Source organism: Cupriavidus sp. FW216-B1, assembly GCF_058789195.1.
The window spans coordinates 75,477-90,012 of record NZ_JBYTEL010000009.1 but is presented as its reverse complement, the minus strand read 5'-3'; the positions used below and the strand labels follow the sequence as shown (position 1 = coordinate 90,012).

The following is a 14,536-nucleotide window of genomic DNA, read 5'->3' as shown; positions in this document are numbered from 1 at the left end:
GAACTTTTCCGAACCGGCCAGATTTCAAACCGCACGATTTTACGAGGAATGCACCATCCGAGTCAATCTGCTTACAGACTCCTTGCAACGGTGCGCAACCTCGCGCCCACATGCCGATACTGGCCGCGCGGCCAGCGCCAGCCAATGACGCGGCAGGTAATTGAGGCGATCGGCGCGGGCGGCGCATCATCATCGTTGATCGCGCTTGCGCAAACCTTACGCAGCATCGCCGCGCGGCCGCGCGCGCCGCACCGCGGCCGTGGTCGCGTGCGCTAATCGCGCACTATTTTCGGGAAAACGCGGCGATGGCCGCTCAGGCCAACTCAGGCCGGCTCAGGTCGTCGGCTGGCTCTCGCCCTGCTCGCGCAGCCGCGTGAGCACACCGTCAAGCGCGTCGTTGCTGGTGAAGTGGATGGTGAGCTGGCCCTTGCCGCGCACGCCGAGCTTGATCTGCACCGGCAGGCCGAGCGCGTCCGACAGCTCCTCTTCGAGCCGGGCCACGTCGCGCGCCGGCGCGGCGCCGTTCTGGCGCACCGAGCGCAGATCGTGCGGCTTGAGCGTGGATGCGACCAGTTTCTCGGTTTCGCGCACCGACAGGCGCTTGTTGACGATCTGGTTGGCCAGCGTGATCTGGTTGGCGCCGTCCACGGCGAGCAGCGCGCGCGCGTGCCCCATGTCGAGATCGCCGGCCATCAGCATGGTCTGCACCGGCTGGGCCAGGTTGAGCAGGCGCAGCAGGTTGGACACCGCGCTGCGCGAGCGCCCCACCGACTCGGCCGCCTGCTCGTGCGTGAAATCGAACTCGCGCACCAGGCGCATGATGCCCTGCGCCTCCTCGAGCGGATTGAGGTCCTCGCGCTGGATGTTCTCGATCAGCGCCATCGCGGCCGCGGCGTCGTCCGCCACGTCCTTGACCAGCACCGGCACTTCTTCGAGCCCGGCGATGCGCGAGGCGCGGAAGCGCCGCTCGCCGGCGATGATCTCGTAGCGGCCCGGTTCCGCCACGCGGCGCACCAGGATCGGCTGCATCAGGCCCTGCGCGCGGATGCTCGCGGCCAGCTCCTGCAGCGCGCCCTCGTCCATGCGCGTGCGCGGCTGGTACTTGCCGGGCTGCAACTGGTCCAGGCGCAGCACCGACGGCGCGCCCTCCTGCTTCACGGCATCGACGATCTCCGCCGGGCTGCCCAGCAAGGCTTCCAGTCCGCGGCCCAGGCCTTTCTTCTTTGCGGTGCTCATCTCGTTATCCTGACTTGGTGGCGGCTCGTCGCCGCCGGTTGCTGCCTGCCGGCTCCCGGCATCCTTCCCGCGCACGCGGCGCGGCGTAGCGTGGCGGGCGGCGCTCAGTCGAGCAGCTTGACCCGCGCGATCATTTCCGCGCCGAAGTCCAGGTAGGCGCGCGCCCCCTTGGAGGACGGATCGAAGGCCACGCCCGGCACGCCATAGGAAGGCGCCTCCGCCAGCCGCACGTTGCGCGGGATCACGGTCTTGAAGACCTTCTCGCCGAAGTGCGATTCGAGCTGCGCCGAGACCTGCTGCTGCAAGGTCACACGTGGATCAAACATCACACGCAGCAGGCCGATCACCTTCAGGTCGCGGTTGAGGTTGGCGTGCACCTGCTTGATCGTGTTGACGAGGTCGGACAACCCTTCCAGCGCGAAGTACTCGCACTGCATCGGCACGATCACGCCGTTGGCGGCGCACAGGCCGTTGAGCGTCAGCAGCGACAGCGACGGCGGGCAGTCGATCAGCACGAAGTCGTATTCGCCGTCGACCTCGGCGATGGCGTTCTTCAGGCGGCGCTCGCGCTGGTCGAGCTCGACCAGCTCCACCTCGGCGCCGGCCAGTTCGCGGTTGGCGGGCAGCACATCGTACTTGCCCGACTCGGAATGCTGGCGCGCCTGGGCGATCGTCGACAGGCCGACCAGCACCTGGTAGACGCTGTGCTCGAGCGACTGCTTGTCGATGCCGGAGCCCATCGAGGCATTGCCCTGCGGATCGAGGTCGATCAGCAGCACGCGCTGCGCCTGCGCCGCCAGTCCGGCGGCGAGGTTCACCGTGGTGGTGGTCTTGCCGACGCCGCCCTTCTGGTTGGCGATCACGAATACCTTGGCCATAAGCTCTTAGCTGCTCCTGCTTGATTTCAACCTGCCGGGGTGGACACCGGCGACAACCACCGGCCGGGTCAGCGGCGCGACAGCACCACCAGGTGACGTTCTGCGTCCAGTTCGGGCACGATCAGGCGCGGCACCGCCTCGACCTGCCATGCGGCCATCAGGCCGGCCGCCTCCATGCGGTCGAGCTCGGGCTGCGGATACACGCCCTTCATCGCGATCAGCTTGCCGCGCGGCGCGAGCAGGTGGCCGGCGAGCGAGACGAAATCGCTCAGCTCGGCGAACGCGCGCGAGGTGATGACCGCGTAGCCCTTGTCGTCTTCGAGCTTCTCCACCGGACCCCAGTGGGCGGCGGCGTTCGACAGGCCGAGTTGCGCGCGGCACTGCGTCAGGAACGCGGTCTTCTTCTGCACGATGTCGACCATCAGCACCGACAGGTCCGGGCACGCGATCGCCAGCGGCAGGCCGGGCATGCCGCCGCCCGAGCCCACGTCGAGCACCCGGCCGCGCGCGCCCTCTTCCACCGCCACGCTGCGCGCCGCCTCGGCCAGCGCCGGGACGGCGGCCAGCGAATCGAGCAGATGGTGCGTCAGCATCTCGTCGGGATGACGGATGGCGGTCAGGTTGTAGATGGCGTTCCACTTGCGCAGCAGCGCCAGGTAGGCGAAAAGCTGGCCGATCTGCGCCGCCGTCAGCGCGAGGCCGATGGCGGACAGACCGGCTTCCAGCCGGCGGCGCTGGTCGGCGTCGTCCACCGCGGGGTAGCGTTGGCCCCGCACTCAGGCCGCCTCTTGCGTGGTGCCGGGCTTGGTGCGGCCCATGCCCTTCTTCTTCAGGTGCACCAGCAGCAGCGAGATCGCGGCCGGCGTCACGCCCGAAATGCGCGAAGCCTGTCCGAGCGTTTCCGGGCGATGCTGGTTCAGCTTCTGGCTGACCTCGAAACCGAGGCCGCGCACTTCGGTGTAGTCGAAACCCTCGGGTAGGCGCGTGGTCTCGTTCGCTTCCAGCTTGTCGACCTCGGCGGCCTGGCGCGCGATATAACCGTGGTACTTGATGCCGATCTCGATCTGCTCGCGGATCTGCGCGGCCAGCAGCGGATCCGCGTCGAGCGGCTGCGCGGGCGCGTACTTGCCGCCCTGGAGCGCCATCAGCGCGTCGTAGGCGACCGCCGGGCGGCGCAGCAGGTCGGCGAGGTTGTACTCGCGCTCGATGGCCTTGCCCAGCAGCGGCACGGCATCGGCCTCCGGCAGCAGCGCCGGATTGACCCAGGTGCTCTTCAGACGCTCTGTTTCACGTGAAACCGCGTCGCGCTTGCGATTGAATGCATCCCAGCGCACATCGTCCACCACGCCAAGCTCGCGGCCGACCTCGGTCAAGCGCATATCGGCATTATCTTCGCGCAGGCTCAAACGGAATTCCGCGCGACTGGTGAACATCCGGTACGGTTCCGACACCCCGCGGGTGATCAGGTCATCGACCAGAACCCCAAGATAGGCCTGGTCCCGGCGCGGTGTCCAGGCATCGCGCTCGCGCACGAAGCAGCCGGCGTTGATACCGGCCAGCAGGCCCTGGGCCGCCGCCTCCTCGTAGCCCGTGGTGCCGTTGATCTGGCCGGCGAAGAACAGACCCTGGATCGCCTTGGACTCCAGCGAGGCCTTCAGCGCGCGCGGATCGAAGTAGTCGTACTCGATGGCGTAGCCGGGCCGCAGGATGTGCGCGTTCTCCATGCCGCGGATCGAATGCACGAGCGCGAGCTGCACGTCGAACGGCAGGCTGGTCGAGATGCCGTTGGGATAAAATTCGTTGGTGGTCAGCCCTTCGGGTTCGAGGAAGATCTGGTGGCTGTCCTTGCTGGCAAAGCGATGGATCTTGTCCTCGATGCTCGGGCAATAGCGCGGCCCCACTCCCTCGATCACGCCGGTGTACATCGGCGAGCGGTCGAGCCCGCCGCGGATGATGTCATGCGTGCGCGTATTGGTATGGGTGATCCAGCACGGCAGTTGCTGCGGGTGCTGCTCGGCGCGGCCGAGGAACGAGAACACCGGCACCGGGTCCAGGTCGCCCGGCTGTTCCTCCATCACCGAGAAGTCGATGGTGCGGCCGTCGATGCGCGGCGGCGTACCGGTCTTGAGGCGGCCCTGCGGCAGCTTCAGTTCCTTCAGGCGCACCGACAGCGAGACCGAAGCCGGATCGCCGGCGCGGCCACCGGTGTAGTTGTCCAGCCCCACGTGGATCTTGCCGTCCAGGAACGTACCGGCGGTCAGCACCACCGCGCGCGCGCGGAACGCGATGCCGACCTGGGTAACGGCACCGACCACGCGGTCGCCCTCCACCATCAGGTCGTCCACCGCCTGCTGGAACAGCATCAGGTTCGGCTGGTTCTCGAGCCGCGTGCGGATGGCCTTGCGGTACAGCACCCGGTCCGCCTGCGCGCGCGTGGCGCGCACGGCCGGCCCCTTGCTCGAATTGAGGATGCGGAACTGGATACCAGATTCGTCCGTGGCCGCCGCCATCGCACCACCCATCGCATCCACCTCCTTGACGAGATGGCCCTTGCCGATGCCGCCGATGGACGGATTGCAGCTCATCTGGCCGAGCGTCTCGATGTTGTGGCTCAGCAGCAGCGTCTGACAGCCCATGCGCGCAGCGGCGAGTGCAGCTTCAGTGCCGGCGTGACCACCACCGACGACAATGACATCGAATTCTTTTGGGTAAAGCATGGACGAACCTCCTCCGGGAGGCTGGCGGGAATCATTCGGGATGCCGAATTATAGCGGCAATCGCTGCTGCTTTTTTGCGCAGCGGCATGTTTCACGTGAAACATGCTGTTTCGACAACTTGGCTGTGTTCCACGTGAAACAAAAGCGTTGGGTGCAGCGTTGGGGGCATGACGCGGCTTTCCGTTTTCCAGCTTTGCCGGCTAATGTCACCGCCCCCCTGCTCCCGCAGATACGCGGCAATCCCGCCCGACCCGCTTGCCGAGGTTGGCTTGCCGCCGGCCGAACCCGGCATTGCGTTCGCACGTCGCCGCTTCCATGTACAGCGGACGGCGGATCTCGATCCGCGGGCTGTGGCGATGCACGACCGACTGCCCGATTCGCGCGATCAGTCGCACGCCCTTGTATAGATCATCGCGGGCCACCGTATAGCCCATCGATCGCAGTTCGTCCGCCACCAGCGCCACGAAGGTTGGTTCGCAGGTGATGTCTTCACTGTCGCCGAACAGGAAGTCGGCCAGTGGCCTGCCGCTCGAATCTGGAGACGCTCGTAGGCATCGTTCGGCATCGAATGTAGGGGCTCCCGCGCCAAATCGCCCCCAGGCGTGGGCATGCGTTACCTTCACCGTGGCCGACCGGGCGGTAGTCGCTGTCGATCCGGTTGCGTACCTCTTGCAGCGAGGGCTTGCGATCATGGAGCGGCGTGGCCGCATCGAGGTCGCGCCAGATCAGCCCGTAGCCGAGGCGAGTCTTCTCGTCCGATGTCAGCGGCTCCGGCCAAATGCCGTCGAGCAGCGCCGGATCGAGATCGTCGGGCAGGCGATCCGAATCGATATAAACCCGGCGACCAGCGTGCCGCCGGCCGGAGGCACGACATCCCACAGCGCCTCGCCTGGTTATCCTCGCCGCCGCACAGCCTCGGCCCGGACAGCGCCGCGCGGAGGTCGACCGGATATCGCGTGCCGCCATGCGGCGATTCGCATACCAGCGGCAACGCCGCTACCACAGCCCGGAAAGTGAGAACACCGGCGATGCCGGGATGTCTCGAAATCGTTGCCTATGCCTCAAGCAACTCGGGCAACTCGTACCCAGCACCGCCAGCACGCGCAGGCAGCCGCATTTCACGTAAGGCAGCGCAGACGAAAGGTTGTCCCCTGCCCTGCCGCCGCATCGTTGATTGAGTGACAGCCCGGCACTCTTGTACGACCCACGCAGCAGGTCGATCCATGCCGATGGTGTGACTGTCCGGCACCGCTCGCGCAACGGGCTCCATGCCCGCCGAGCTGCCCGCGTCTCCCTTGTTATGCACCACGATCAGCTGCCACGCCTTGCACCCGCCGAACGCCACCACGAACCGCACCGCGAGAACCAACGGCCGAACCACTGTGGTTCCACACCTTCGCGGCCACCAACGGGCAGCACTGGCCGTGGACGGCAAGCGTACCCAGTGCTGCGCCCGCAATCGCCACCGGCTTCGGCCAGATCTCGATCTTGATGCAGGCGCTTCGAGTCCGACATGGACGTAGCCGTGCCACGGCGCTGCCGGGTACGCAATGAGATCACCGCCGACCGCTTGGTGGCACCGCTCGACCTGCCGATCCACCCCGCGCGGCGATCTCCCGTACATACCGCGTGAGCGGCGCACCCATCCGGCATTTTCGCTGCGTCCTGCGTCGGGCATAGCTGCTGGAAACGGCGGCTCCGGATCTGGATCTGGTTGGCGTGGAAAAATCGGCTGGATAAATAGAACCATCCTAAGAATTATCCAATTTATCTATGTCATGGATACATGAAAATCACTATAGCGCCAATCATTCCAGAGATAGATATTATTGCCACACCAAATAGATCTATATTCATCATAAAAATAAAACTAGCCACCAACCAGCCAAGACACCGGCCTGGCAATCACCTCCACATCCATTTCATGCATAAACAGCGGCCAGCGCCATGTTTGCGCATGATCCGCCCGCGATCACATCATCGTGGTTTTCACCACAGCGATCCGAGGCAGGCAATGTTGAATCCGGACTCCGGGAATGAGGCAGCACGGAAAAGAGATGCGAAAAAGAGAGCCTTGTTGTTGGCTGGCCTCCTCATCTGCGGCGCGGCGGCAGGCGCGGAATGGCTCAACGAATATCGCGCGGCCAGGGTTCTGTACTCCATCTATGGCGGTCATCTCGGCGACACCATCGCCCCTGCCCGTGGCGACAGGAAAATCGCCTTCGAGGTATCGGGCAAGGCCGCGCGGGACATCTTCGATGCCATCGGTCCCGACCGGCGCGACGCCTGCATCGCCGACGCCGCCACGAGAAGCCGCTATCTGGACGATGGCAGGTTCGCCTGCCTGCGAAACCGCGAGGGCCAGTACTTCTGCCACTTCGGCTTCGATCTGACCTCGGGCAAGAGTATGGGCGGGGCGATCTGCTGAACGGCGATGAGGTCATCATTCAGTGGATGCATGCAGCGAGAACGATAGCGACCGTACTTATTCGTCCAGAATATCGATGTGCCCTCCACCCTCAAGCCGCCTTCCTCACCAACCCCAAATACGTCTCGATCACCTTGGGATTCGCCGCCAGTTCCGCCGCCGGCCCTTCCATCGCCATGTCGCCGGTCTCGATCACGTAGCCGTAGTCGGCCACCTGCAGCGCGGCGCGCGCGTTCTGCTCGATCAGCAGCGTGGCCACGCCAGTCCGGCGCAGGTCGCTGATGATGTGGAAGATCTCCTTCACGATCAGCGGCGCGAGGCCGAGGCTGGGTTCGTCCAGCATCAGCAGTTGCGGCTTGGCCATCAGCGCGCGGCCGACCGCCAGCATCTGGCGCTCGCCGCCGGAGAGCGTGCCGGCGTCCTGGCGGGCGCGCTCCTTGAGGCGGGGGAACAGGCCGTAGACCACCTCCATCTGGTCGAGGAAGTGCTTCTCGCCGGCACGCTTGCGGCGGTAGGCGCCGAGCACGAGGTTGTCGGCCACGCTCATCGAGGCGAACAGTTCGCGCTTCTCGGGCACCAGGCACATGCCGCGCGCGACTCTCCCCTCCACCGGCAGGCCGGCCATGTCGTGGCCGAGGTAGCTGACCGTGCCCGACGCCGAGCCGCCGGCCGGCAGCGCGCCCATGATGGCGTTGAGCATGGTGGACTTGCCGGCGCCGTTGGGACCGATCACGGTGACGATCCGGCCGGCCTCCACCTTGAGGCTGGCGCCATGCACGGCTTCGACCTTGCCGTAGCGCACGTGGAGGTCCTTCACTTCGAGGACGAGGCTCATGGCTGTCTCCTTACTCCACGCCGCCAAGATAGGCTTCCAGCACCGCCGGGTTCCTCTGCACGTCCTCCGGCACGCCTTCCGCGATGCGCGTGCCGAATTCCATCACCACCAGGCGGTCGGTGAGGTTCATGACGAAGTCCATGTCGTGCTCGACCAGCAGCACGCTCATGCCTTCGCCCTTGAGCTTCCCGAGCAGTTCGGCCAGCGCCTGCTTTTCCTTGTAGCGCAGGCCCGCCGCGGGTTCGTCGAGCAGCAGCAGCGCGGGGTCGCAGCACAACGCGCGCGCGATCTCCAGGATGCGCTGCTGGCCCAGCGCGAGGCTGCCCGCTTCCATGTACATGCAGTCGGCCAGGCCCACGCGCTCGAGCTGGCGCGCGGCCTCGAACAGCAGCTTGTCTTCCTCGGCCCGGTTCATGCGCAGGATCGCCGCGGCCACGCCGCCCTGCGCCGCGAAGTCGCCACGCAGGTGCGCGCCGATCGCCACGTTCTCGAGCACCGTCATGGCCGGCAGCAGATGCACGTGCTGGAAGGTGCGGCCGATGCCGCGCTTGACGATCTCGCGCGACGGCAGCCCCGAGACCGGCTCGCCGCGGTAGCGCACCTCGCCGCGCGTGACCGGCAGCACGCCGGTGACGAGATTGAAGGTAGTGGACTTGCCCGCGCCGTTGGGGCCGATCAGCCCGACGATCTCGCCGGCATGCACCTGGAAGCTGACATCGTTGACCGCCACCAGCCCGCCGAACTCCTTGCGCGCGGCGCGCACGTCGAGGATCAGCTCGCCGGCCCGCGGCTTCTCGCGCTGCGGCAGCGGCTCGGCGTGCCGTGGCGCGAGCGCCGGCGGGCCGCCCGGGAACAGCTTGCGGACGAACGGCCAGATGCCGTCGCGCGCATGCTGCAGCAGCAGCACCATCAGCACGCCGAACACGATGGTCTCGAAGTTGCCGTTGGCGCCGAGCAGCTTCGGCAGCACGCCCTGCAGCACGTCCTTGAGGATGGTGAGGATGCCGGCGCCGAGCACCGCGCCCCACACATGCCCGACGCCGCCCACCACCGCCATGAACAGGTACTCGATGCCGTAGTTCAGGCCGAACGGCGTCGGGTTCACCGCGCGCTGCAGGTGCGCGTAGAGAAAGCCCGAGATGCAGGCCAGCACCGCCGCCACCACGAACACCACCACCTTCATCCACGCCGTGTTCACGCCCATCGCCTCGGCCATCGTGCCGCCGCCCTTGAGCGCGCGGATGGCGCGGCCCGGGCGCGAGTCGAGCAGGTTGTGCATGGCGATGGCCGCCAGCAGCACCACGGCCCAGATCAGGTAGAACATCGCGCGCCCCGAAGCCAGCTCGATGCCGAGCACGCGCAGCACCGGAATGCCGTTGAGGCCGTCGTACTTGCCGAGGAACTCCAGGTTGCCGAACAGGAAGAACAGCGACAGGCCCCACGCGATGGTGGCCAGCGGCAGGTAGTGCCCGGACATGCGCATGGTGATGAGCCCGATCACGTAGGCCGAGGCCATCGTAATGACCAGCCCCACCAGCAGGCCGAACCACGGCGACAGCCCGAACTGCGTGGTGAGGTACGCCGTGCTGTAGGCGCCCAGCCCAACGAACGCGGCCTGGCCGAACGAGGTCATGCCGCCCACGCCGGTGAGCAGCACCAGCCCGATGGCGACGATGCCGTACAGACCGATGTAATTGCCCAGCGTGATCCAGAACTCCGGCGTGGGCAGCACCGGCAGCAGCGCCAGCACCACGGCGAAGGCCAGCAGGCAGAGGCGGTTGCGGCCCGCCGCGCTGCCCGGCTTGTGCGCCTTGTGCGCCCTGTCCACCTTGTCCGCGCCGCCGGCCACGGCGCCCTTGCCGTCCGCGTTCTTGACGTTTGCATTGCTCATGGCCTGCTCCTTATTCCTCGTCTTCCACGTGCTTGCCGTTGAGCGAGCGCCACAGCAGCACGGGCAGGATCAGGGTGAACACGATGACCTCCTTGAACGCGCTGGCCCAGAAGGACGAATACGATTCGAGCAGCCCGACGAGGACGGCGCCCGCGGCCGCCACCGGATAGCTCACCAGCCCGCCGACGATGGCGCCGACGAAGCCCTTGAGGCCGATCAGGAAACCGGACTCGTAATAGACCGTGGTCAGCGGCGCGATCAGGATGCCGCACAGCGCGCCCATCGCCGCGGCCAGCGTGAACGACAGGCGCCCGGCCTGCGTGGTGCCGATGCCCACCAGGCGCGCGCCGAGCCGGTTGACGGCGGTGGCGCGCAGCGCCTTGCCGGTGAGCGTGCGCTCGAAGTAAAAGTACAGCGCGGCGATCAGCAGGCCCGACACGCCCACCACCCACAGGCTCTGCCCCGACACTGTCAGGCTGCCCACCTCGAAGCGCGCCTCGGAGAACGCCGTGGTGCGCGAGCCCTCCGCGCCGAACATCACCAGCCCCAGCCCCACCAGCGCGAAGTGCACGCCGACCGAGACGATCAGCAGCACCAGCGTGCTGGCCTCGGCCAGCGGCTGGTAGGCCAGGCGGTACAGCATCGGCCCCAGCGGAATCACGATCAGCAGCGTGAGCGCGATCTGCGCGGCCATCGGCATCGTCTGCGCGCCGTATTGCTGCGCCAGCAGGTGCACCGCGAGCGGAAACGCGAGGTACTTGCCCGCCAGCACCGCCAGCCGCGTGCCCGCGGTGCGGCGCAGTTCGGCGTTGCGCAGCACCGTCGCGGTGTCGTAGACGAAGGTCAGCGCGCCCATGCCCAGCAGCAGCCAGCTGCTCTGCGGCGCGTGGCCGGCCTGGATCGCCGCCAGCGTGAGCGCGCCGTAGGCGACGAACTCCCCTTGCGGAATGAAGATGACGCGCGTCACCGAGAACACCAGCACCAGAGCCAGCGCCAGCAGCGCGTAGATGGCACCCGAGGTGATCCCGTCCTGCGCCAGGATGGCGGCAATCGAGAGGTCCATTGTCTCCCCGTATTTGTTTGATATGCCCGGCCGGCGGGGGCGCCGGCGGGCTGGCATTACGGATTACGAAATAGTAAACAAGTTACGCATAGCGCAAATCCCGACCAACCCTAGCTTGCGCGGCACGAGCCGCCGCGACAGCACGGCGAGACAAACAAAAAGGGCGCATGGCTGACCATGCGCCCTGCCCTGGCTTCAGCCCCGAAGCCGGCCTACTTGGTCTGCAGCTTCCACTTGCCGTCGGCGATCAGCACCATCACGCGCGCGCGCTGGTCGAGGCCGAGATGGTCGTTCGCCGTCATGTTCATGATGCCGTGCGAGATCGGCAGCTCCCTGGTCTGCTCGATCGCGTCGCGCAGTCCCTTGCGGAATTCCCTGGTGCCGGGCTGGCCCTTCTTCAGCGCTTCCGGGATCGCGCGCTGCAGCAGCAGGCCCGCGTCCCAGGCATGGCCGCCGAACGTGGAGACCTGTCCGCCGAAGGCTTTCTCGTAGGCCGTCTTGTAGGCCAGCGCGGGCTTCTTCACCGGGTTGCCGTCGGGCAGTTGCTCGGCCACCAGCAGCGGGCCGGCCGGCAGGAAGGTGCCTTCGCAATCCTTGGCGCAGACGCGCAGGAAGTCCGCGTTGGCCACGCCGTGCGTCTGGTAGATCCTGCCCTTCCAGCCGCGCTCCTTGAGCGCCTTGGCCGGCAGCGCGGCGGGCGTGCCCGAGCCGGCGATCAGCACCGCGTCCGGGTTGGCGGCCATCATCTTCAGCACCTGGCCCGTGACCGAGGTGTCGGTGCGCGCGAAGCGCTCGTTGGCCACCACCTTGATCTTGCGCATCTCGCCGACCTTGGCGAACTCCTGCGCCCAACTGTCGCCGTAGGCGTCCGCGAAGCCGATGAACGCCACCGTCTTCACGTTGTGGTCAGTCATGTGCTCGGCGATGGCGGTCGCCATGTGCGAGTCGTTCTGCGGCGTCTTGAAGACCCATGCGCGCTTGGCGTCCATCGGTTCGATGATGCGCGCCGAGGCGGCCAGCGTGATCATCGGCGTCTCGTTCTCGGCCGCCACGTCGACCATCGCCAGCGAGTTCGGCGTGACGGTGGAGCCGATCACCACGTCGACCTTGTCCTCGCTGATCAGCTTGCGCGTGTTCTTGACCGCGGTGGTGGTGTCGGAAGCGTCGTCGAGCACGATGTACTCGATCTTCTTGCCGGCGATCTCCTTCGGCAGCAGCGAGATGGTGTTCTTCTCGGGGATGCCCAGCGAAGCCGCGGGGCCCGTGGCCGAAACCGTCACCCCTACCTTGACCTGTGCGCTGGCGGTGCCCGCGCACAGGGCGGCGGCGGCGAAAGCCAGCAGGCTGGCGCGCTTGAATGTCATCGTGTCTCCTCCGTTGCGGCAAACGAAAAGGGCATCCGCGCCGGCTTGCGGCCGGTCGGATGCCCCGGTCTGGTCTTCTTGGGCCCGATCTCGTGCCTGCTCTCCTGCCTGCCCTTGTGCCTGCCTGTCTTGGCCTTGGTCTTGTTCCGGCGTCCTCGCGGACCCGTGTCCAGGCGCAACGCCGGCGCCTGCCTGCTGCCCGGCGCGCGCCGAACCCGTCCGCCGCGCACCGCCTATCTCCCGTCCTGCGCGTCCACCCCGTCGGCACGTTGCCACTGATGCCGCCGATGCCGCTGATTCGCCGACCGCACGGTCGGGAATGCGTAGCGAGTCTAGCAACAGCGATATGACGCGCAAAGCAGGATTAACCCGGAGCGCCGCCCGCGCGACACACCGCGCGCCGCCGCGCAGATGCCGCGCTCAATGCCCGAACGCATCCCACGCGGTCTTCACGATCAGCGCCGCCACCACCACGATGAACACGCGCCGCACGAAGCCGCTGCCGTGCTTGAGCGCCAGCCGGCTGCCCACCTGGCTGCCCGCCACGTTGGCCACCGCCATCACCAGGCCGAGCTGCCACCACACGTGCCCCTTGGCCGCCAGCAGCAGCAGGGCCGCGAGGTTGGTGGCGAGGTTGACCACCTTGGTCGAGGCCGAGGCGTGCAGGAAGTCGTAGCCGAACACGCGCACGAACACGATCATCAGGAAGCTGCCGGTGCCGGGACCGAACACGCCGTCGTAGAAGCCGATCGCCGCGCCGGCCAGCAGTGCCGCCGCGCGCTCCCGGCCGCCCGAGAGCGTGGGCGCGTGCTCGGTGCCCAGGTTTTTCTTGGCCACCGTGTAGACCAGCAGGATCACCAGCACGAACGGCAGCGACTTGCGCAGCGGTCCGGCCGGAATCAGCGTCAGCGCATAGGCGCCCGCCATCGAGAAGGCGAACGCCGACAGCATCGCCGGCAGGGTCGCGCCCCAGTAGATGCGCACGCTGCGCCCGTAGCGCACCGCCGCGTTGGCGGTGCCCGAGAGCGAAGCGATCTTGTTGGTGCCGATCAGCGTGGCCGGCGGCATGCCGGGATAGGCCGAGAACAGGGCCGGGATCTGCACCAGCCCGCCGCCGCCGGCGACAGCATCGATCAGGCCGGCAAGAAAGGCGGCGACAGCGAGAAACGCGAATTCCATGAACGCTCGGGAAACGGAGAAGGGATGAAGGAGGAAGGCGAAGGCGAAAGCGGAAGCGGTGATGGCGACGATGGCGACGGCCGCGGAAAACGGCGCGCCGATGGCGCCGCCTCAGCCAAGATGCTTGTGCGCCGGCGCCAGGCCGCGATGCCACAAGCCGCCCGCATGTGGCCCGAAACCCGCGGCCGCCGCCTGCGGCGCCGTCAGCAGCGCGGGCGCGAGCAGCAGGTGGCGCACGCCGTGCGCCCGGCACCAGTCGGCCAGCAGGCCGCAGCAGGCCAGCAGCAGCGCCGCATCCCGCGCGGCGAATTGTGTAGCGGATTCGGCATCGTCTCCGGCTGCCCGCGGCATCCACCATTCCGCGGCGAACGCCGCCAGGCCGCCAAGGCCGAGATGCGGCACCAGCGTGGCCGGCAGGCAGCCCAGCAGCGCCGCCCCGCCCTCGCCCGCCGCGGCCACATCGGAAGCCACCGTGTCGGCAGCACCTTCGGCCGCAGCCTCGGCCACTACGCAGGCGCCGCGCTCGGGCCGCGCCAGCAAGCCCTCCACCAGCGCCTGCCGCGCGCGCGCGGCGGCCACTGGCAACGGCTGCGCGGCCTGGAGCCAGGCGTCCAGCCGCCCGGCATCGGCCGCAACCGCGAGGCGCACGCGGGGCGATACGGCGGGCATCGACGGAACAGGCGCATCCTGCCGCTCATGAGATGCATGAGACGCATGAGGCGGCAAAGGGGAAGAATCGGAAGACATGGCGGGCACGGAAGGTGGAGACGGATTGTCTCATGTGGCCCTGGCCGTCCTTATGCAGATTCTGCATGGCGCGCTCCGGCGCACCAAAAGCGGGCACGAAAGCGGTGCGCGCGGACATGAAAAAAGGCGTTGCCAGGGATCACCCGGCAACGCCCTCGTCTTATATTGACACTGCAGCCTAGTGACCGCGCGCCTGTC

At 67.4% G+C, this 14,536-nt stretch carries 13 protein-coding genes; 1 reads left to right on the top strand and 12 read right to left on the bottom strand.

Annotated elements, in window-relative coordinates; all coding sequences use genetic code 11:
• Window positions 1-333: 333 nt before the first annotated feature.
• The 6 genes from AC3WXD_RS19705 to AC3WXD_RS19680 form a co-directional block, all read right to left on the bottom strand.
• Window positions 334-1,236: a ParB/RepB/Spo0J family partition protein gene (locus tag AC3WXD_RS19705; protein ID WP_020200461.1), complete on the bottom strand. Its 903-nt coding sequence runs from the start codon at window positions 1,234-1,236 to the stop codon at window positions 334-336.
• Between the two features lie 104 nt (window positions 1,237-1,340).
• A complete protein-coding gene (locus tag AC3WXD_RS19700; RefSeq protein WP_020200462.1) occupies window positions 1,341-2,114 on the bottom strand; it encodes a ParA family protein in 774 nt (257 codons plus the stop codon).
• A gap of 68 nt (window positions 2,115-2,182) precedes the next feature.
• The gene (gene rsmG, locus AC3WXD_RS19695; protein ID WP_492324499.1) at window positions 2,183-2,890 is read right to left on the bottom strand and encodes a 16S rRNA (guanine(527)-N(7))-methyltransferase RsmG; all 708 of its coding nucleotides are present in this window, start codon (window positions 2,888-2,890) and stop codon (window positions 2,183-2,185) included.
• The gene (gene mnmG / locus AC3WXD_RS19690; protein WP_492324498.1) at window positions 2,891-4,831 is read right to left on the bottom strand and encodes a tRNA uridine-5-carboxymethylaminomethyl(34) synthesis enzyme MnmG; all 1,941 of its coding nucleotides are present in this window, start codon (window positions 4,829-4,831) and stop codon (window positions 2,891-2,893) included.
• Window positions 4,832-5,037: 206 nt separating this feature from the next.
• On the bottom strand, window positions 5,038-5,316 hold the full coding sequence (locus tag AC3WXD_RS19685; RefSeq protein WP_492324558.1) for an N-formylglutamate amidohydrolase: 279 nt from the start codon (window positions 5,314-5,316) through the stop codon (window positions 5,038-5,040).
• 4 nt (window positions 5,317-5,320) lie between these two features.
• Window positions 5,321-5,710: a hypothetical protein gene (locus tag AC3WXD_RS19680; protein WP_492324497.1), complete on the bottom strand. Its 390-nt coding sequence runs from the start codon at window positions 5,708-5,710 to the stop codon at window positions 5,321-5,323.
• Window positions 5,711-6,845: 1,135 nt separating this feature from the next.
• Here AC3WXD_RS19680 and AC3WXD_RS19675 point away from each other — a divergent pair.
• Entirely contained in the window at window positions 6,846-7,259 is a 414-nt protein-coding gene (locus AC3WXD_RS19675) for a hypothetical protein (RefSeq protein WP_492324496.1), read from the top strand.
• Window positions 7,260-7,350: 91 nt separating this feature from the next.
• Here the strand turns inward: AC3WXD_RS19675 and AC3WXD_RS19670 are convergent, their stop codons facing one another.
• The 6 genes from AC3WXD_RS19670 to AC3WXD_RS19645 form a co-directional block, all read right to left on the bottom strand.
• Entirely contained in the window at window positions 7,351-8,094 is a 744-nt protein-coding gene (locus AC3WXD_RS19670; RefSeq protein WP_020200466.1) for an ABC transporter ATP-binding protein, read from the bottom strand.
• A 10-nt stretch (window positions 8,095-8,104) separates the two neighbouring features.
• The gene (locus tag AC3WXD_RS19665) at window positions 8,105-9,985 is read right to left on the bottom strand and encodes a branched-chain amino acid ABC transporter ATP-binding protein/permease (protein ID WP_492324495.1); all 1,881 of its coding nucleotides are present in this window, start codon (window positions 9,983-9,985) and stop codon (window positions 8,105-8,107) included.
• Between the two features lie 10 nt (window positions 9,986-9,995).
• Window positions 9,996-11,048, bottom strand: coding sequence for a branched-chain amino acid ABC transporter permease (locus AC3WXD_RS19660; protein WP_492324494.1), 1,053 nt, complete (start codon window positions 11,046-11,048; stop codon window positions 9,996-9,998).
• A 212-nt stretch (window positions 11,049-11,260) separates the two neighbouring features.
• Window positions 11,261-12,412, bottom strand: coding sequence for an ABC transporter substrate-binding protein (locus AC3WXD_RS19655; protein WP_492324493.1), 1,152 nt, complete (start codon window positions 12,410-12,412; stop codon window positions 11,261-11,263).
• A 420-nt stretch (window positions 12,413-12,832) separates the two neighbouring features.
• Complete coding sequence (locus AC3WXD_RS19650; protein WP_020200470.1) at window positions 12,833-13,591, bottom strand: sulfite exporter TauE/SafE family protein; 759 nt, start codon at window positions 13,589-13,591, stop codon at window positions 12,833-12,835.
• Window positions 13,592-13,702: 111 nt separating this feature from the next.
• Entirely contained in the window at window positions 13,703-14,260 is a 558-nt protein-coding gene (locus tag AC3WXD_RS19645) for a hypothetical protein (protein WP_492324492.1), read from the bottom strand.
• Window positions 14,261-14,536: the final 276 nt, after the last annotated feature.